This is a genomic window from Streptomyces sp. NPDC085900, assembly GCF_044540925.1.
Taxonomy (GTDB): domain Bacteria; phylum Actinomycetota; class Actinomycetes; order Streptomycetales; family Streptomycetaceae; genus Streptomyces; species Streptomyces gilvifuscus.
This window is the reverse complement of the sequence record NZ_JBITSP010000010.1, coordinates 342,090-356,211: the sequence shown is the minus strand read 5'-3', so window position 1 is coordinate 356,211 and position 14,122 is coordinate 342,090. Positions and strand designations below refer to the sequence as shown.

At 71.5% G+C, this 14,122-nt stretch carries 15 protein-coding genes, 1 pseudogene and 1 riboswitch; of the genes and pseudogenes, 7 read left to right on the top strand and 9 right to left on the bottom strand.

What is annotated here, in order from left to right; translation table 11 throughout:
• Nucleotides 1-141: 141 nt before the first annotated feature.
• The 3 genes from ACIGDI_RS31710 to ACIGDI_RS31700 all read left to right on the top strand — a co-directional run bounded on the left by ACIGDI_RS31710 (nucleotide 142) and on the right by ACIGDI_RS31700 (nucleotide 2,759).
• A complete protein-coding gene (locus ACIGDI_RS31710; protein WP_058923067.1) occupies nucleotides 142-645 on the top strand; it encodes an ATP-binding protein in 504 nt (167 codons plus the stop codon).
• 129 nt (nucleotides 646-774) lie between these two features.
• Nucleotides 775-1,581 carry a polysaccharide deacetylase family protein gene (locus ACIGDI_RS31705; protein WP_399903789.1) on the top strand — a complete coding sequence of 269 codons (807 nt, stop codon included), beginning with the start codon at nucleotides 775-777 and terminating at the stop codon, nucleotides 1,579-1,581.
• Nucleotides 1,581-2,759, top strand: a complete 1,179-nt coding sequence (locus ACIGDI_RS31700; RefSeq protein WP_399903785.1) for a YncE family protein — start codon at nucleotides 1,581-1,583, stop codon at nucleotides 2,757-2,759. The genes ACIGDI_RS31705 and ACIGDI_RS31700 overlap by 1 nt, the downstream gene beginning before the upstream one ends.
• A gap of 7 nt (nucleotides 2,760-2,766) precedes the next feature.
• Here ACIGDI_RS31700 and ACIGDI_RS31695 read toward each other — a convergent pair whose 3' ends face one another.
• Nucleotides 2,767-3,399, bottom strand: a complete 633-nt coding sequence (locus ACIGDI_RS31695) for a GNAT family N-acetyltransferase (RefSeq protein WP_399903782.1) — start codon at nucleotides 3,397-3,399, stop codon at nucleotides 2,767-2,769.
• Between the two features lie 49 nt (nucleotides 3,400-3,448).
• On the opposite strand from ACIGDI_RS31695, the gene ACIGDI_RS31690 reads away from it, so the two are divergent.
• Both ACIGDI_RS31690 and ACIGDI_RS31685 read left to right on the top strand, forming a co-directional pair.
• A complete protein-coding gene (locus tag ACIGDI_RS31690) occupies nucleotides 3,449-4,360 on the top strand; it encodes a MerR family transcriptional regulator (RefSeq protein ID WP_399903780.1) in 912 nt (303 codons plus the stop codon).
• Nucleotides 4,361-4,418: 58 nt separating this feature from the next.
• Nucleotides 4,419-4,631 carry an EF-hand domain-containing protein gene (locus ACIGDI_RS31685; RefSeq protein WP_058923062.1) on the top strand — a complete coding sequence of 71 codons (213 nt, stop codon included), beginning with the start codon at nucleotides 4,419-4,421 and terminating at the stop codon, nucleotides 4,629-4,631.
• Nucleotides 4,632-4,725: 94 nt separating this feature from the next.
• On the opposite strand, the pseudogene ACIGDI_RS31680 reads toward ACIGDI_RS31685, so the two are convergent.
• Nucleotides 4,726-4,866 (bottom strand): annotated as a pseudogene (locus ACIGDI_RS31680) (cupin domain-containing protein); the annotation flags it as partial.
• A 163-nt stretch (nucleotides 4,867-5,029) separates the two neighbouring features.
• Between ACIGDI_RS31680 and ACIGDI_RS31675 the strand changes: the two are divergent.
• Nucleotides 5,030-5,692, top strand: coding sequence for an NADPH-dependent F420 reductase (locus ACIGDI_RS31675; protein ID WP_399903776.1), 663 nt, complete (start codon nucleotides 5,030-5,032; stop codon nucleotides 5,690-5,692).
• A 10-nt stretch (nucleotides 5,693-5,702) separates the two neighbouring features.
• Here ACIGDI_RS31675 and ACIGDI_RS31670 read toward each other — a convergent pair whose 3' ends face one another.
• From ACIGDI_RS31670 to gcvT, 7 genes are all read right to left on the bottom strand, one after another.
• Nucleotides 5,703-6,248, bottom strand: a complete 546-nt coding sequence (locus tag ACIGDI_RS31670; protein ID WP_399903773.1) for an MOSC domain-containing protein — start codon at nucleotides 6,246-6,248, stop codon at nucleotides 5,703-5,705.
• Between the two features lie 39 nt (nucleotides 6,249-6,287).
• The gene (locus ACIGDI_RS31665; RefSeq protein ID WP_399903770.1) at nucleotides 6,288-6,845 is read right to left on the bottom strand and encodes a glycoside hydrolase family 25 protein; all 558 of its coding nucleotides are present in this window, start codon (nucleotides 6,843-6,845) and stop codon (nucleotides 6,288-6,290) included.
• A 62-nt stretch (nucleotides 6,846-6,907) separates the two neighbouring features.
• Nucleotides 6,908-7,939, bottom strand: coding sequence for a phosphatidylinositol-specific phospholipase C domain-containing protein (locus tag ACIGDI_RS31660; RefSeq protein WP_399903767.1), 1,032 nt, complete (start codon nucleotides 7,937-7,939; stop codon nucleotides 6,908-6,910).
• A gap of 107 nt (nucleotides 7,940-8,046) precedes the next feature.
• A complete protein-coding gene (locus ACIGDI_RS31655) occupies nucleotides 8,047-9,414 on the bottom strand; it encodes an L-serine ammonia-lyase (protein WP_399903764.1) in 1,368 nt (455 codons plus the stop codon).
• Nucleotides 9,415-9,472: 58 nt separating this feature from the next.
• Nucleotides 9,473-10,738: a serine hydroxymethyltransferase gene (gene glyA / locus ACIGDI_RS31650; protein ID WP_399903761.1), complete on the bottom strand. Its 1,266-nt coding sequence runs from the start codon at nucleotides 10,736-10,738 to the stop codon at nucleotides 9,473-9,475.
• Nucleotides 10,739-10,752: 14 nt separating this feature from the next.
• Complete coding sequence (gcvH, locus tag ACIGDI_RS31645) at nucleotides 10,753-11,130, bottom strand: glycine cleavage system protein GcvH (RefSeq protein WP_108015535.1); 378 nt, start codon at nucleotides 11,128-11,130, stop codon at nucleotides 10,753-10,755.
• 119 nt (nucleotides 11,131-11,249) lie between these two features.
• A complete protein-coding gene (gene gcvT / locus ACIGDI_RS31640) occupies nucleotides 11,250-12,368 on the bottom strand; it encodes a glycine cleavage system aminomethyltransferase GcvT (protein ID WP_399903758.1) in 1,119 nt (372 codons plus the stop codon).
• A 168-nt stretch (nucleotides 12,369-12,536) separates the two neighbouring features.
• Nucleotides 12,537-12,638, bottom strand: a riboswitch (glycine riboswitch).
• Between the two features lie 177 nt (nucleotides 12,639-12,815).
• On the opposite strand from gcvT, the gene ACIGDI_RS31635 reads away from it, so the two are divergent.
• Nucleotides 12,816-13,484, top strand: a complete 669-nt coding sequence (locus ACIGDI_RS31635) for an AAA family ATPase (RefSeq protein ID WP_399903755.1) — start codon at nucleotides 12,816-12,818, stop codon at nucleotides 13,482-13,484.
• Nucleotides 13,485-14,122: the final 638 nt, after the last annotated feature.

Genomic DNA, 14,122 nt, shown 5'->3' with positions numbered 1-14,122 from the left:
GCGCCGCAGCTCAACCGGGCTGTAGATGACCCCGAATTGTCTCTGGCATATGCCGAACAGTCCATCCGGAGCGGTTGATTCCGGGGGGCGTATTCCCCCGGAACGGCCCCGGAGTGAGCTTTTGGCGGCCATGATGGGGGCATGGCGGGGCTGGAGGGCATCGAACAGCCGCGGGGACACGGCCGTGCGACGGCGGCGCGCTGGTCGCCCGCGGTGGAGGACGAACGGGCGCTGAAGGCGCTGGAACTGTTCGGCAACCCGACGGAGGCGGAGGTGCCGCTCCCCTCCCGCCCCGAGTCCGCGGCCACCGCCCGCCGTCTCGCCCAGGTCGTCGTCCTCCGCCAGTGGGGACTGTCGCCGAAGATGACCGAGGACGTGGTCCTGCTGGTCTCCGAGCTGGTCGGCAACGCCGTCCGGCACACCGGCGCCCGGGTGTTCGGCCTCCGTATGCGCCGCCGCAGGGGCTGGATCCGCATCGAGGTCCGCGACCCGTCCCGGGGGCTGCCCTGTCTGATGCCCGTCCAGGAGACCGACATCAGCGGCCGCGGCCTGTTCCTGGTCGACAAGCTGTCCGACCGCTGGGGCGTCGACCTGCTGCCCCGCGGCAAGACGACCTGGTTCGAAATGCGCGTCGCCGACCGCTAAGGCCTGCCGTCGAATCTCCGCCTCCCCCAGACGTGCAGGCCCAGGTGCTGCTCCGGTCCCGGGCGGCGCGACCCGAAAACATCCCCCCAATCGGGGCAATCGGCCGTTTTCTTACCCTGTCCCTCTTAAATGGTGCGGGTGACCCCGACCGACCGCCGCACGGCCCTACGCACGGGCGCCGGCCTCCTCGCCGCAGGCGCCCTCTCCGCCGGATGTGCCACGCACGGCGCCGTCGCACATTCCGCGCCCTCCGCGTCGCGTCCGACGTCCACCGGACCCTCCGCCACCGAGCCGACCTCCCCCGGAGCGGCCCCCGCCCCCCGCCGCTACCCGGGCCGACCCGCCCAGCTCACCCACGGCCCCCGCACCCGCCCCCGCGTCGCCCTCACCTTCCACGGCCAGGGCGACCCCGCCATCGCCCACTCCCTGTTGACCGAGGCCGAGAAGCACGGCGCGCACCTCACCGTCCTCGCCGTCGGCACCTGGCTCGACGAGCACCCCGACATCGCCCGCCGGATCCTCGACGGCGGCCACGACCTCGGCAACCACACCCAACGGCACCTGGCGGTCGACACCATGTCAGAGGCGGACGCCCGCTCCGAGATCACCGCCTGCGCGGCCCGGCTCAGGCGCCTCACCGGCTCGATCGGCACCTGGTTCCGCCCCTCCCGGGCCCCGCTGGCCTCCCCGCTCGTCGTACGCCTGGCCCGCGAGGCCGGATACCCGCACGTCCTGTCGTACGACATCGACTCCCTCGACTACACCCGGCCCGGCGCGGACGCCATCACGCGCAAGGTCGCCGCCGAGGTGCGCGCCGGTTCCGTGGTCAGCCTGCACTTCGGCTACCCGGACACCGTCGAGGCGCTCCCCGCCGTCCTGGAAGAACTCGCCCACCGCGGCCTGTCCGCGGTGACCACCACGGAGTTGTTCAGCTGATGCAGCGCACCCGAATCGCTCACGCTCTCCTCGCGAGTGCCGTCCTCGTCTCCCTGGCCGCCTGCACCTCCGGCGCCGACCAGCACAAGGACGAGGCCCTCGGCAGCAAGGCGGCCGTCGCGCCCGCCCAGAAGAAGGCCGCCGTCCAGGGGCTGCCCGGCATGCCGCCCGTCCTCGACCCCAAGGACGTGTACGCGGCCGACCGCCCGAACAGGCTCTCCCCGGTCGTCAAGGACTTCCCCTCCCGGGTCTATGTCCCCAACACCAACTCCAACACCGTCACCGTCATCGATCCGGCCACCTACCGGGTGATCGAGACGATCCCGGTCGGCACCCAGCCCCAGCACGTCGTCCCCTCCTGGGACCTGAAGACGCTGTGGGTCAACAACGACCGCGGCAACTCCCTCACCCCCATCGACCCGAAGACCGGCAAGGCGGGCAAGACGGTCGACGTCCACGACCCCTACAACCTCTACTTCACGCCGAACGGCAAGTACGCGATCGTCATGGCCTCCCTCGACCGCGAACTCGTCTTCCGCGACGCGCACACCATGAAGCGCGTCAAGACCGTCCCGGTCAGCTGCTACGGCGTCAACCACGCCGACTTCTCCCTGGACGGCCGGTACTTCATCGTCTCCTGCGAGTTCAGCGGCGAACTGCTCAAGGTCGACACCGAGCGGATGCGGGTCATCGGCCAGCAGAAGCTCCCCTTCCACGGCTCGATGCCGCAGGACGTGAAGATCTCCCCGGACGGCAAGCGGTTCTACATCGCCGACATGATGGCCGACGGCGTGTGGATCCTCGACGGCGACAAGTTCACCCAGCCGTCCTTCCTGCCCACCGGCAAGGGCGCCCACGGCCTCTACATCAGCCGCGACTCACGCGAGATGTACATCTCCAACCGTGGCGAAGGCAGCATCTCGGTCTTCGACTTCGCGCAGAACAAGCTCACGAAGAAGTGGCACCTGCCCGGCGGCGGCAGCCCCGACATGGGCGGCGTCTCGGCGGACGGCAAGGTCCTGTGGCTGTCCGGCCGCTACAACGCCGAGGTGTACGCCATCGACACCGCCTCCGGCCGTGAACTGGCCCGCATCAAGGTCGGCAGCGGCCCGCACGGGCTCGCGGTCTACCCTCAGCCGGGCCGCTACTCGCTCGGCCACACGGGCATCTTCCGCTGACCCGGACCTACCGGGGCAGCAGCAGCGCCTCCGAGCCCACGGCCCGGTAGCCGGCGGCCTGGAACGCCCGCACGCTGCGGGCGTTCCCCGGGGCGACCTGCGCCCACAGCGGCTCCGCGACGAGATGGCGGGCGGCGGTCACCAGCAGCCGCCCCAGCCCCCGGTGCCGTACCCCCTCGTCCACCTCCACCGAGACCTCCAGCCGGCCGCCGACCCCGCGCCCCGTCACCAGCACTCCGCCGTCCGCGGTCCAGGCCCGCACCTCGTCGCGCCGACCGCGGGCGTAGCCGACCCGGGAGTGGGCGGCGTCCGCGGTCTCCCGCAGCGCCAGGGGCGGTTCGCCGGGCAGGGGGGCGGCGACCAGCAGCGCGTCGATCGTCTCCGCCCCGCGGCCCGTGCGCTCCATGAACGCCGCCAGGAAGCGCGGGTTCATGGAGGCGGCCAGGGCGTCGCAGTCCGTGGCGCGCAGGGTGTCGTACACCCAGCCCGGATCCTCGTCGGTGAAGACGACGGAGTGCGCGGTGAAGGCGAGGACCCCGGCGTCCCGGTGGGAGGCCTGCGGGACGACGGTCGTACGGCCGTCGGCGGGCGGGAAGACACCGCGGGCCGCCGCGGCGAGAATGTCCCGCAACGTCTCCATCTCCGCGCTCCTTGAGTCTCCACCCACTGGAAGGCCCACACTCGCAGACATGATCGACGACGGCACCGGACTTTTCACCATCGGAGAGCTGGCCAGGTCCACCGGGCTGACCGTGCGGACGATCCGCTTCTGGTCCGACGAGGGCGTCCTGACCCCCGTCACCCGCTCCCCGGGCGGCTACCGGCTCTACGACGCCGGTTCCGCCGCCCGCCTGGAGCTGATCCGCACCCTGCGCGAGCTGGGCCTCGGCCTGGAGGACGTGCGCAAGGTGCTCGCGGGGGAGCGGACGGTCGCGGAGGTCGCGGCGGCGCACGTGGTCGCGCTGGACGCGCGGATCGCCACGCTGAAGGTGACCCGTGCGGTGCTGTCGTCCGTGGCGCGACGCGGTTCGTCCGCGGAGGAGATGACCCTGATGAACAGACTGGCACGGCTGTCGGCGGCGGAGCGCCGGCGGATCATGGAGGAGTTCGTGGAGGAGATGTTCCACGGCCTCGACCTCGTCGACCCGGAGGTCCACGAGCGGATGCGCAACACCGCGGTGAACCTGCCGGACGACCCGACGCCCGAGCAGGTGGACGCCTGGGTGGAGCTGGCGGAGATGGTGCAGGACCCCGAGTTCAAGGCGCAGATGCGCAGGGCGGCCGAGTTCAATCACGCCGACCGCGGACAGGGGGCGCCTGCCGGGGCGTCCATGTGGTTCGCCAAGCGGCTGGTGGAGCTGGTCGGCCGGGCGCGCGAGGAGAACGTCGCGCCGGAGTCGCCGGAGGCCGAGGAGGTGCTGGGGCAACTGCTCGGCCGGGCCGACCGAGGCGACGTCCTCGAACGCATCACGGCCACCCACAACACCCGTCTCGCCCGGTACCGCGAACTGCTCGGTGTCCTCAAGGGGGAGCCGGTCCGGACGTTCGAGGAGGAGTTCGGGTGGGTGGTCGCCGCACTGGAGGCGCATCCGGGCAGTTAGTCTGACCTGCGTCAGTACGCCAGCACGGCAATGGAACATGGATAAAAGGGGCGGATCGGTGGCCGATATCGAAGCAGCGCGCAAGGAGTTCCAGCGGATCGACACCGACGGCGACGGTTTCATCACCGCCGCCGAGTTCAAGACCGCTCTGGCCCAGGGGGGCGACTGGAACGTCACCGAGTCGGTGGCCGAGGTCATCATCAAGACCCGCGACCTCAACGGCGACAAGGTCCTGTCGTTCGACGAGTTCTGGGCGTACCTGAACAAGTGACGCTCGCCCGAGGGGCGCCGGCGCGGTGTGCGCCGGCGCCCCTTCGTCATGCCCGGCGGCGGTATCGCCCCGGTGCCCTGCCGTACTCCCGTTTGGAGCCCGGCTCGCGCTCCTCCAGCTCCATGCCCAGCAGTTCCACGGCCGCCCGCAGCGAGCGGTCGGCGCCGACCGGGGCCGGCAGGTGCACGACCTCGGGGAGCTCGGTCAGCAGGCGGTGCGTACGACCGCGGTCCAGCGAGGCCGCCGGCACCGTCGAGGAGTCCGGCCGGCACACGGGCAAGATCGTCGTCCGCGTCCGAGTCACCCGTTCGGACGGCTCACGGAATAGCCTGGAGAGGGCCGGGGTTGTCGCCGACCAGACGTATGCGTGTGCATCGACCCGAAAGGCAAGGCCTGTCATGAAGATCGGCATCATCGGCGCGGGCAACATCGGCGGCAACCTCACCCGGCGGCTGACCGCCCTCGGGCACGACGTCTCCGTGGCCAACTCCCGAGGCCCGCAGACCCTCACCGAGCTGGCCGAGGAGACCGGCGCGACGCCGGTGCCGGTGGAGGAGGCGGCGCGGGACGCGGAGATCGTCGTCGTCACCGTCCCCCTGAAGGCCGTTCCGGACCTGCCCTCCGGCCTGCTCGACGGGGCCGCCGAGGGCGTCGCGGTAATCGACACCGGAAACTACTACCCGCAGCAGCGCGACGGGAAGATCGCCGGGATCGAGGACGAGGGCCTGACCGAGAGCCGCTGGACCGAGCGGCAGATCGGGCACCCCGTGATCAAGGCCTTCAACGGCACCTACGCCGTCGACATCCTGGAACGCCCGCGCCCGGCCGGCGCCCCCGACCGGCAGGCCCTCCCGGTGGCGGGCGACGACGAGGCGGCCAAGCGGAAGGTCAGGGCGCTGATCGACGAGCTCGGCTTCGACACCGTGGACGCCGGCGGCCTCGACGACTCCTGGCGCCAGCAGCCGGGCACCCCGGTGTACGGCCTGCGCGAGGGCGTCGACGGGGTGACGAAGGCGCTGTCCGAGGCGAGCCCCGAGCGTACGGCGGACTTCCGGGCCTGACGCGGTCGGCTCAGACGATCTCCAACGGCCGGTGCGGCCCCTCCGGCAGCTCGACCCCGACCGGATCCCCGGGCCGCACCACGCCTCCGCGCAGGACGACACCCATGATCCCGGCCCGGTGCCGGACCGCACCGTCCGCGCCCCGCCCGACCACCTGCTTCAGCAGCCCGCTGCGGAAGTTGTCGATCTGCAGACACGGGTTGCGCAGCCCGGTCACCTCGACGACGGCCTCGTCCCCGAGCCGCAGCAGCGCGCCGACCGGCAGGCCGAGCAGGTCGATCCCCCGCGTGGTGACGTTCTCCCCGAGCTGCCCGGCCGCGACCTCGAACCCGGCCTCCCGGACCTCGCCGAACAGCTCCTCGTGGATGAGGTGCACCTGCCGCAGATTCGGCTGCGAGGGGTCCCGGGCCACCCGCGACCGGTGCTTCACCGTCACCCCGGCGTGCACGTCACCCTCGACACCGAGCCCCGCGAGCAGCGTGATGCTCTCCCGGTTGGGCTTGGTGAACGAGTACGTCTCGTTGCTGCTGACCGCGGCGACCGAACCACCCGACATGAGAATCTCCCCTCGTCCCTACGGGGAATGATCTCTCACTCAGGCGCCCGCGGCCCACTCCTTGAGCGCCGCCTTGCTCGCGAAGTCCGCCACATCCTTGTCGTGCGGTTCGCTGGAGTACTGGTGGAAGCGCCACTTGGCCTTGATCCGGGGCTTGCCCGCCGTGACGTAGTCGGCGATCCAGAGGCCGTCGCCGGCGTACGAGGTGCGGTCGATGTCGAGCCAGAAGTTCCTGTTGGCGTAGAGGATCACCCGGTTGTTCGGCCTGAGCGCCTTCACCTTGCGGATGAACGAGTCCTTCTCCGCGTTGCTCGCGTGCGTCCCGGAGCTCGTCGTCTCCCAGTCCACGGCGAGGATGTCGCCCGCCTTCTCGGGGGCGTGCTTGACGAAGTACTCGGCCTGGGCCTCGAGGTTGCCCGGCCACAGGAAGTGGTAGAAGCCGACGACCAGACCCGCGTCCCGGGCGGTCTTCGTCTGCGCGGCGAGTCTCGGGTTGACGTACGAACGGCCCTCCGTCGCCTTGATGAAGGCGAAGGAGAGGCCGTCCGTACCGTACGAGGCGGACTGGAACGCGCTGACGTCGATTCCGTGCAGCATGGGGGGACTCCCTGAAGTGCTGTGGTGGGGAGAGGAGTTGCGGCACCCCATACTTTAGGACGTCAACTTCTCGCGGCCACCGAACTCAGCACGGATGCCGGCTTCGCCGCCCAGTCGGAAGTGATCAGACTCGCGTGGTCCGCGGCCAACAGCGCCAGCCGGGCGGCCACTTCGGCGTCCGTGGGTGCGGTCGAGGAGATCGCCGGGGAGACGCCGGCCGCGTCCGTCATGATCAGGATGTAGTGGTTCGCCGAGTAGAAGGACGTGTCGTAGCCGTTGTTCACGTACGACGCCGCGTCACCGTCGAAGAAGACGAACCACGGCCGGATGGAGCTGTCGTAGCGGGCGGTGCGCGGGTCGCCGCCCGCCGCGCCGAGCACCGCGGGGAAGGCCTGCGCCGCCGAGATGTTCCCGGCCGCGTACAGGTCGCGCAGGTGGTCGCCGTACTCCTCGTCGGTCCAGTAGTGGTCGAAGGGGTTCTGCTGCTCGACCGTGCCGGGGATGAGCTCGAAGAGGAACTTGCCCTTCATCGCGTCCCGCGTCGGCCACGCGTTCGCCTTCGCCGCCGCGTCGAGCGTGGAGTAGGAGGAGCCGAGCAGGTCGGCCGGCCTGAAGACGCTGCCGCCGAGCTTGCGCGAGACCAGCGTGTCGAACTCGTCGGGGCCGAGGCCGACGTTGTTGTTGAACCCCACCTTCATCTCGACCTTGACGACGACGGGAGCGTGGTCGGGGTGGAGCTGCTGCCAGGCCGCCATGTTGTCCAGGCAGCTGCCGAGGTCCTGGTTGCGGCTCTTGCTGTAGAGCTCGCTCGGCGTGGCCGCCTTCTCGCAGTTGTTGTCGTTGCCGAGCGGGTTGCTGTGGCTCACCCGCCACCGCCTGCTCAGACTGTCCGCGTACACGTCCAGCTCCAGCAGCGAGGCACCGGAGTCCAACGCCTGTGCCCAGTAGGTGTACTTGGCCTTGTCGTACGCGTTGTGCGTTCCGATCGCGGTCGTCTCCGAGAACTTCGGCGACGCCGCCTGGGCGTTGCCCGGTACCGCCATCAGCATCGCGGCCGCGCCCAGCAGCGCCGCCCACCGTCTCACCACGCGCATGCGTCAGATCCCCTTCGCCGTCACCGAGTTGGCGGCAGCGTAGGGGCAGACGGTTACTGATGGGTAGACCCGGGTGGAACGTCATTCTCCGCCAGGCGGAGGGGAGTTCAGCACTCGATGATGTTCACGGCGAGTCCGCCGCGGGCGGTTTCCTTGTACTTGACGCTCATGTCGGCCCCGGTGTCCTTCATGGTCTTGATGACCTTGTCGAGGGAGACCTTGTGGGAGCCGTCGCCGCGCATGGCCATCTTCGCCGCCGTGACCGCCTTCACCGCGGCCATGCCGTTGCGCTCGATGCACGGGATCTGGACCAGGCCGCCGACCGGGTCGCAGGTCAGGCCCAGGTTGTGCTCCATGCCGATCTCGGCCGCGTTCTCGACCTGTTCGGGCGAGCCGCCGAGGACCTCGGCGAGGGCGCCCGCCGCCATCGAGCAGGCCGAGCCGACCTCGCCCTGGCAGCCGACCTCGGCGCCGGAGATGGAGGCGTTCTCCTTGAACAGCATGCCGATGGCGCCGGCGGCGAGCAGGAAGCGGACCACGCCGTCCTCGTCCGCGCCCGGCACGAAGTTGATGTAGTAGTGCAGGACGGCGGGGATGATGCCGGCCGCGCCGTTCGTCGGCGCGGTGACCACGCGGCCGCCCGCCGCGTTCTCCTCGTTCACCGCCATCGCGTAGAGCGTGATCCACTCCATCGCGTGCGCCAACGCATCGCCCTCGGCGCGCAGTTGACGCGCCGACATCGAAGCCCGGCGCCGGACCCGCAGGCCACCGGGCAGGATGCCCTCCCGGGACATGCCGCGGGACACGCACGCCTGCATGACGCGCCAGATCTCCAGCAGCCCGGCCCGTATCTCCTCCTCGGTGCGCCAGGCCTTCTCGTTCTCCAGCATCAGCGCGGAGATCGACAGCCCGGTCTCCTCGGTCAGGCGCAGCAGCTCGTCGCCGGTCCGGAAGGGGTACTTCAGCACGGTGTCGTCGAGCTTGATGCGGTCCGCGCCCACCGCGTCCTCGTCGACGACGAAGCCGCCGCCCACCGAGTAGTAGGTCTTCGACAGCAGTTCGGCGCCGGAGGTGTCGAACGCCCACACCGTCATGCCGTTCGCGTGGTAGGGCAGCGCCTTGCGGCGGTGCAGCACCAGATCGTCGTCGAAGGAGAACCCGATCTCGTGCTCGCCGAGCAGCTTCAGCAGCCCCGCGGTCCTGATCGACTCCACGCGCTCGTCCGCCGTCTCCACGTCCACCGTCCGCGGCGAGGCGCCCTCGAGACCGAGCAGTACCGCCTTGGGCGTGCCGTGCCCGTGGCCGGTCGCGCCGAGCGAGCCGTACAGCTCGCAGCGCACCGAGGCGACGGAGGGCAGCAGGCCCTCGTTGCGCAGGCGGCGGGCGAACATGCGCGCCGCGCGCATCGGGCCGACCGTGTGGGAGCTGGACGGGCCGATGCCGATCGAGAACAGGTCGAAGACCGAGATGGCCACGGGTACTCCTCAGTGCAGGGGTGGCGGGGCACCCGCTCACGGGTGCCCCACCGGGGACTTACTTGTTCAGGCCGGCGTACAGCGGGTGCTTGTCGGCCAGGGCCTCGACCCGGGCCTTCAGTCCGGCCGCGTCGTACGACGGCTTCAGCGCCTCGGCGATCACGTCGGCGACCTCGGCGAAGTCCTCCGCCGTGAAGCCGCGGGTCGCCAGCGCCGGCGTACCGATCCGCAGCCCCGACGTGACCATCGGCGGGCGCGGGTCGTTCGGAACCGCGTTGCGGTTGACCGTGATGCCGATCTCGTGCAGCCGGTCCTCGGCCTGCTGCCCGTCCAGCTCGGACTCGCGCAGGTCGACCAGGAGCAGGTGCACGTCCGTCCCGCCGGACAGGACGTTCACCCCGGCCTCGCGGGCGTCGGCGGCCGTCAGCCGCTCGGCGAGGATGCGCGCACCCTCCACCGTACGCCGCTGGCGCTCCTTGAACTCCTCGCCCGCGGCGACCTTGAAGGACACCGCCTTCGCCGCGATCACGTGCTCCAGCGGACCGCCCTGGAAACCGGGGAAGACCGAGGAGTTCAGCTTCTTCGCGAAGTCGGTGCTGCGCGCGAGGATGATGCCGCCGCGCGGGCCGCCGAGCGTCTTGTGCGTGGTGGAGGTGACGACGTCCGCGTAGGGCACCGGGTTGGGGTGCAGCCCCGCCGCGACCAGGCCCGCGAAGTGGGCCATGTCGACCCACAGGTACGCCTCGACCTCGTCGGCGATCCGGCGGAACTCGGCGAAGTCCAGCTGCCGCGGGTACGCCGACCAGCCCGCGATGATCACCTTCGGGCGGTGCTCCTTGGCGAGCCGCTCCACCTCGGCCATGTCCACCAGGCCGGCGTCGTCGACGTGGTACGCGACCACGTCGAACTGCTTGCCGGAGAAGTTCAGCCGCATCCCGTGGGTGAGGTGCCCGCCGTGGGCGAGGTCCAGACCCAGGATGGTGTCGCCGGGCTTGGCCAGCGCGAACAGGGCCGCCTGGTTGGCGGAGGCGCCGGAGTGCGGCTGGACGTTGGCGTACGCGGCGCCGAACAGCTCCTTCACCCGGTCGATGGCGATCTGCTCGGCGACGTCGACGTGCTCGCAGCCGCCGTAGTAGCGCCGGCCGGGGTAGCCCTCGGCGTACTTGTTGGTCAGCACCGAGCCCTGGGCCTCCATGACCGCCAGCGGAGCGAAGTTCTCCGACGCGATCATCTCGAGGGTGGACTGCTGGCGCCCGAGTTCGGCGTCGACCGCGGCCGCGATCTCCGGGTCGAGCTCGTGCAGGGACGTGTTCAGGACAGACATGCGTCTACGGCTCCTCAGCCGGCGTTCTGGGCGGTGTACTCGTCGGCGGAGAGCAGGTCGGACGGCTCCTCGGTGACCCGCACCTTGAACAGCCAGCCGCCCTCGAAGGGGGCCGAGTTGACCAGGGACGGGTCGTTCACCACGTCCTCGTTGATCTCGGTGACCTCACCGGTGACGGGGGAGTACAGGTCGCTGACCGACTTGGTCGACTCCAGCTCGCCGCAGGTCTCGCCCGCGGTCACGGCGGAGCCCACCTCGGGAAGCTGGGCGTAGACGACGTCGCCGAGGGCGTTGGCCGCGAACTCGGTGATGCCGACCGTCGAGACGCCGTCCTCGGCGGCCGACAGCCACTCGTGCTCCTTGCTGTAGCGCAGCTGCTGGGGGTTGCTCATGGCCTGAATTCTCCTGTACGCGCGGGAGTGCTGGTGAATGGGGGACTGCTGGAAACGCGAGTGAGCAGGGCGGATGTGCTCGGCGTCACGTCCGTGCGGGAAGCCGCCCGCTCCAGTGTCTACTTCTGCCGCTTGTAGAAGGGCAGTGCCACGACCCCGTACGGCTCGTGGCTGCCCCGGATGTCCACGCCGACCCCGGGCGTGCCCGGCGCCGCGTGCGCCGCGTCGACGTACGCCATGGCGATCGGCTTGCCCAGCGTGGGGGAGGGGGCGCCGGAGGTGACCTCGCCGATCACCTCGCCGCCGGCGACGACCGGGTACCCGGCGCGCGGCACGCGGCGGCCCTCGGCGACCAGGCCGACCAGGACCCGCGGCGGGTTCTCCTGCGAGCGTGCGGCGGCCGCCTCCAGGGCCTCGCGCCCCACGAAGTCGCCCTCCTTGTCGAACTTCACCACCCGGCCCAGGCCGGCGTCGAAGGGCGTCAGCGCGGTGCTCAGCTCGTGCCCGTACAGCGGCATACCCGCCTCCAGGCGCAGCGTGTCCCGGCAGGACAGTCCGCAGGGGACGAGCCCGGCGCCCTCGCCGGCCTTGGTCAGCGCCTGCCACAGCTCGACGGCGTGTTCCGGCCGTACGAAGAGCTCGAAGCCGTCCTCGCCGGTGTAGCCGGTGCGCGCGATGAGCGCCGGGACGCCGGCGACCGTGCCCGGCAGGCCGGCGTAGTACTTCAGGCCGTCGAGGTCGGCGTCGGTGAGGGAGGCGAGGATGCCGGGGGACTCGGGGCCCTGCACGGCGAGCAGCGCGTAGGCGTCCCGGTCGTCGCGCACCTCGGCGTCGAAGCCCGCGGCCCGCTCGGTGAGGGCGTCCAGGACCACCTGGGCGTTGGAGGCGTTGGCGACGACCATGTACTCGGTCTCCGCGAGCCGGTAGACGATCAGGTCGTCCAGGATGCCGCCGTCGGCCCGGCAGATCATGGTGTAGCGGGCGCGGCCCACGCCGACCGAGGCGATGTTGCCCACCAGGGCGTGGTTCAGCAGGGCGGCCGCCTGCGGGCCGGTCACGGTGATCTCGCCCATGTGGGAGAGGTCGAAGAGGCCCGCCTTCGTCCGCACGGCGAGGTGCTCGTCGCGCTCGGAGCCGTAGCGCAGGGGCATGTCCCAGCCGGCGAAGTCGGTCATCGTCGCGCCCAGCGAGCGATGCAGGGCATCGAGCGCGGTACGGCGGATTTCGGTACTGCTCATCGGACGGTCGTCTCCCAGGGCGTTGAACATGACGGACGAGGTCATGACGGGCGAGGTCGTTCCTCCCCATCTGTCATCGGAACCTGAGAGGTTCGCCATGACCGCGGACGGCATGGCTTGCACCGTGGGTGGGACCGCCGAGGACGGCGGCCCGCTTTTCAGATGTGCCTCGCCCGCGCGGTAACGGGGCCTGAGAGATTCAAGGGAGGGACTTGCTCCTTCGGCGCCCCAGCGACGCAGACGTACTGGGGACTCTCCCGCGCGGATTCAAACGGCCGGTATGCAGTTGGCGCGCACATCATTGCACGCCCCGCCCGGCCCGTGGCAGGCCGCATCTGTAACAGGCCTGTGGCGGGAAAAGAACCGAACCGCGAGAGATCCTGCATTACCTTCCCTTTACAAACAGTGGGGAGAAGCTTTCCTGGCCCCGCAGGAAGGACGATCACGGTGAACAGGACCACGGTGTACGCCACGACCTCGGCGGTCACGCTGCCCGAGCAGCCCGCGGCCCCGGCCCGCGAGCGGTGCGGCGAGGGACCGGCGCGGGTCGTCCGAGACCTCCGTGACCGCTCGGGCCGCAGTCCGCACGCCCTGCTCTTCGGCCCCCGTGACGTCGTCGTCGTCACCGGCCTGCCCGGCAGCGGCAAGTCCACGCTGATGAGCCGCGCGGTGCGGGGCGTACGCGTCGACTCCCAGGACACCCGGGACCGCTGGGAGGCCCGCGCCCCGCGCCTGCTGCCGTACGCGGTCTACCGCCCGCTGGTCCGCCTCGCCCACTTCGCCGGCCTGCGCCGCGCCCTGCGGCAGGGGAAGGGCGTCGTCGTGCACGACTGCGGCACCCAGGCCTGGGTCCGCGACTGGCTGGCCCGCGAGGCCCGCCGCCGGGGCGGTGCCCTGCACCTGCTCCTCCTGGACGTCACCCCGCGCACTGCGCTGGAGGGCCAGCGCGAGCGCGGCCGGGGCGTCTCCCGCTACGCCTTCCTGCGCCACCGCACCGCGGCCGCCCGCCTGATCCGCTCCGTCGAACGCGGCGACCTCCCCACGGGCGTCACCACAGCCCTCCTCCTGGACCGCCCCGCAGCGGACACCCTCACGAGAATCACGTTCACCGCCTGACCGGCGGCGTCGCTGCGGGCTCGGGGGGCCTCGGCCTGGGGGCTCGCGCGCGGCTCGCAACCCGCCCCCCACCGGCGGCCCCGCCGCGCGCGTCGCGGCGCGCCCCCGAGCGGGAGTCGGCGCGTGCGCGGAGGGGCTCAGTGACGGCCTCGGCCCCGGCGCTCGTGCCCGGCTCGCACCCCGCCCCCGCCCCACCGGCGGCCCCGCCGCGCCCGCGCCGCTGGGCGTGAGTAGGCGCGTGCGCGGCCGGGGCCGCTGTCGGCTCGGGGACGGCCTCGGCCGAGGGGCTCGGGCCCGTCTCGGGGCCCGCCCCCCACCGGCGGCCCCCGCCGCCAGACTCACCCGCCTGCGCGTCGCGGCGCGCCCCCGAGCGCGAGTCGGCCCGTGCGCGGGGAGGGCCCGCTGTCGGCTCAGCGACGGCCTCGGTCCAGGCACCCGCGCCCGTCTCGCAACCGGCCCCCCCCACTGGCGGCCCGCCACGAGAACCGCCTCGCCGGGCGCGTCGTGGTCCGCCCGCACCACTGCGCGTGAATCGGCGCGTGCGCGGAGAGGGGCTGCTGCCGGCTCGGCGACGGCCTCGCCCAGGGGCTCGTGCCCGTTTCGCACCCCGCCCCCGCTCCACCGACAGCCCCGCCGCG

What these genes read in the sequence shown, in the direction of transcription:
- ACIGDI_RS31710 (WP_058923067.1), top strand. Translation starts at nt 142, where the DNA reads ATGGCGGGGCTGGAGGGCATCGAACAGCCGCGGGGACACGGCCGTGCG.
- ACIGDI_RS31705 (WP_399903789.1), top strand. Translation starts at nt 775, where the DNA reads ATGGTGCGGGTGACCCCGACCGACCGCCGCACGGCCCTACGCACGGGC.
- ACIGDI_RS31700 (WP_399903785.1), top strand. Translation starts at nt 1,581, where the DNA reads ATGCAGCGCACCCGAATCGCTCACGCTCTCCTCGCGAGTGCCGTCCTC.
- ACIGDI_RS31695 (WP_399903782.1), bottom strand. Translation starts at nt 3,399, where the DNA reads ATGGAGACGTTGCGGGACATTCTCGCCGCGGCGGCCCGCGGTGTCTTC.
- ACIGDI_RS31690 (WP_399903780.1), top strand. Translation starts at nt 3,449, where the DNA reads ATGATCGACGACGGCACCGGACTTTTCACCATCGGAGAGCTGGCCAGG.
- ACIGDI_RS31675 (WP_399903776.1), top strand. Translation starts at nt 5,030, where the DNA reads ATGAAGATCGGCATCATCGGCGCGGGCAACATCGGCGGCAACCTCACC.
- ACIGDI_RS31670 (WP_399903773.1), bottom strand. Translation starts at nt 6,248, where the DNA reads ATGTCGGGTGGTTCGGTCGCCGCGGTCAGCAGCAACGAGACGTACTCG.
- ACIGDI_RS31665 (WP_399903770.1), bottom strand. Translation starts at nt 6,845, where the DNA reads ATGCTGCACGGAATCGACGTCAGCGCGTTCCAGTCCGCCTCGTACGGT.
- ACIGDI_RS31660 (WP_399903767.1), bottom strand. Translation starts at nt 7,939, where the DNA reads ATGCGCGTGGTGAGACGGTGGGCGGCGCTGCTGGGCGCGGCCGCGATG.
- glyA (WP_399903761.1), bottom strand. Translation starts at nt 10,738, where the DNA reads ATGTCTGTCCTGAACACGTCCCTGCACGAGCTCGACCCGGAGATCGCG.
- gcvH (WP_108015535.1), bottom strand. Translation starts at nt 11,130, where the DNA reads ATGAGCAACCCCCAGCAGCTGCGCTACAGCAAGGAGCACGAGTGGCTG.
- gcvT (WP_399903758.1), bottom strand. Translation starts at nt 12,368, where the DNA reads ATGAGCAGTACCGAAATCCGCCGTACCGCGCTCGATGCCCTGCATCGC.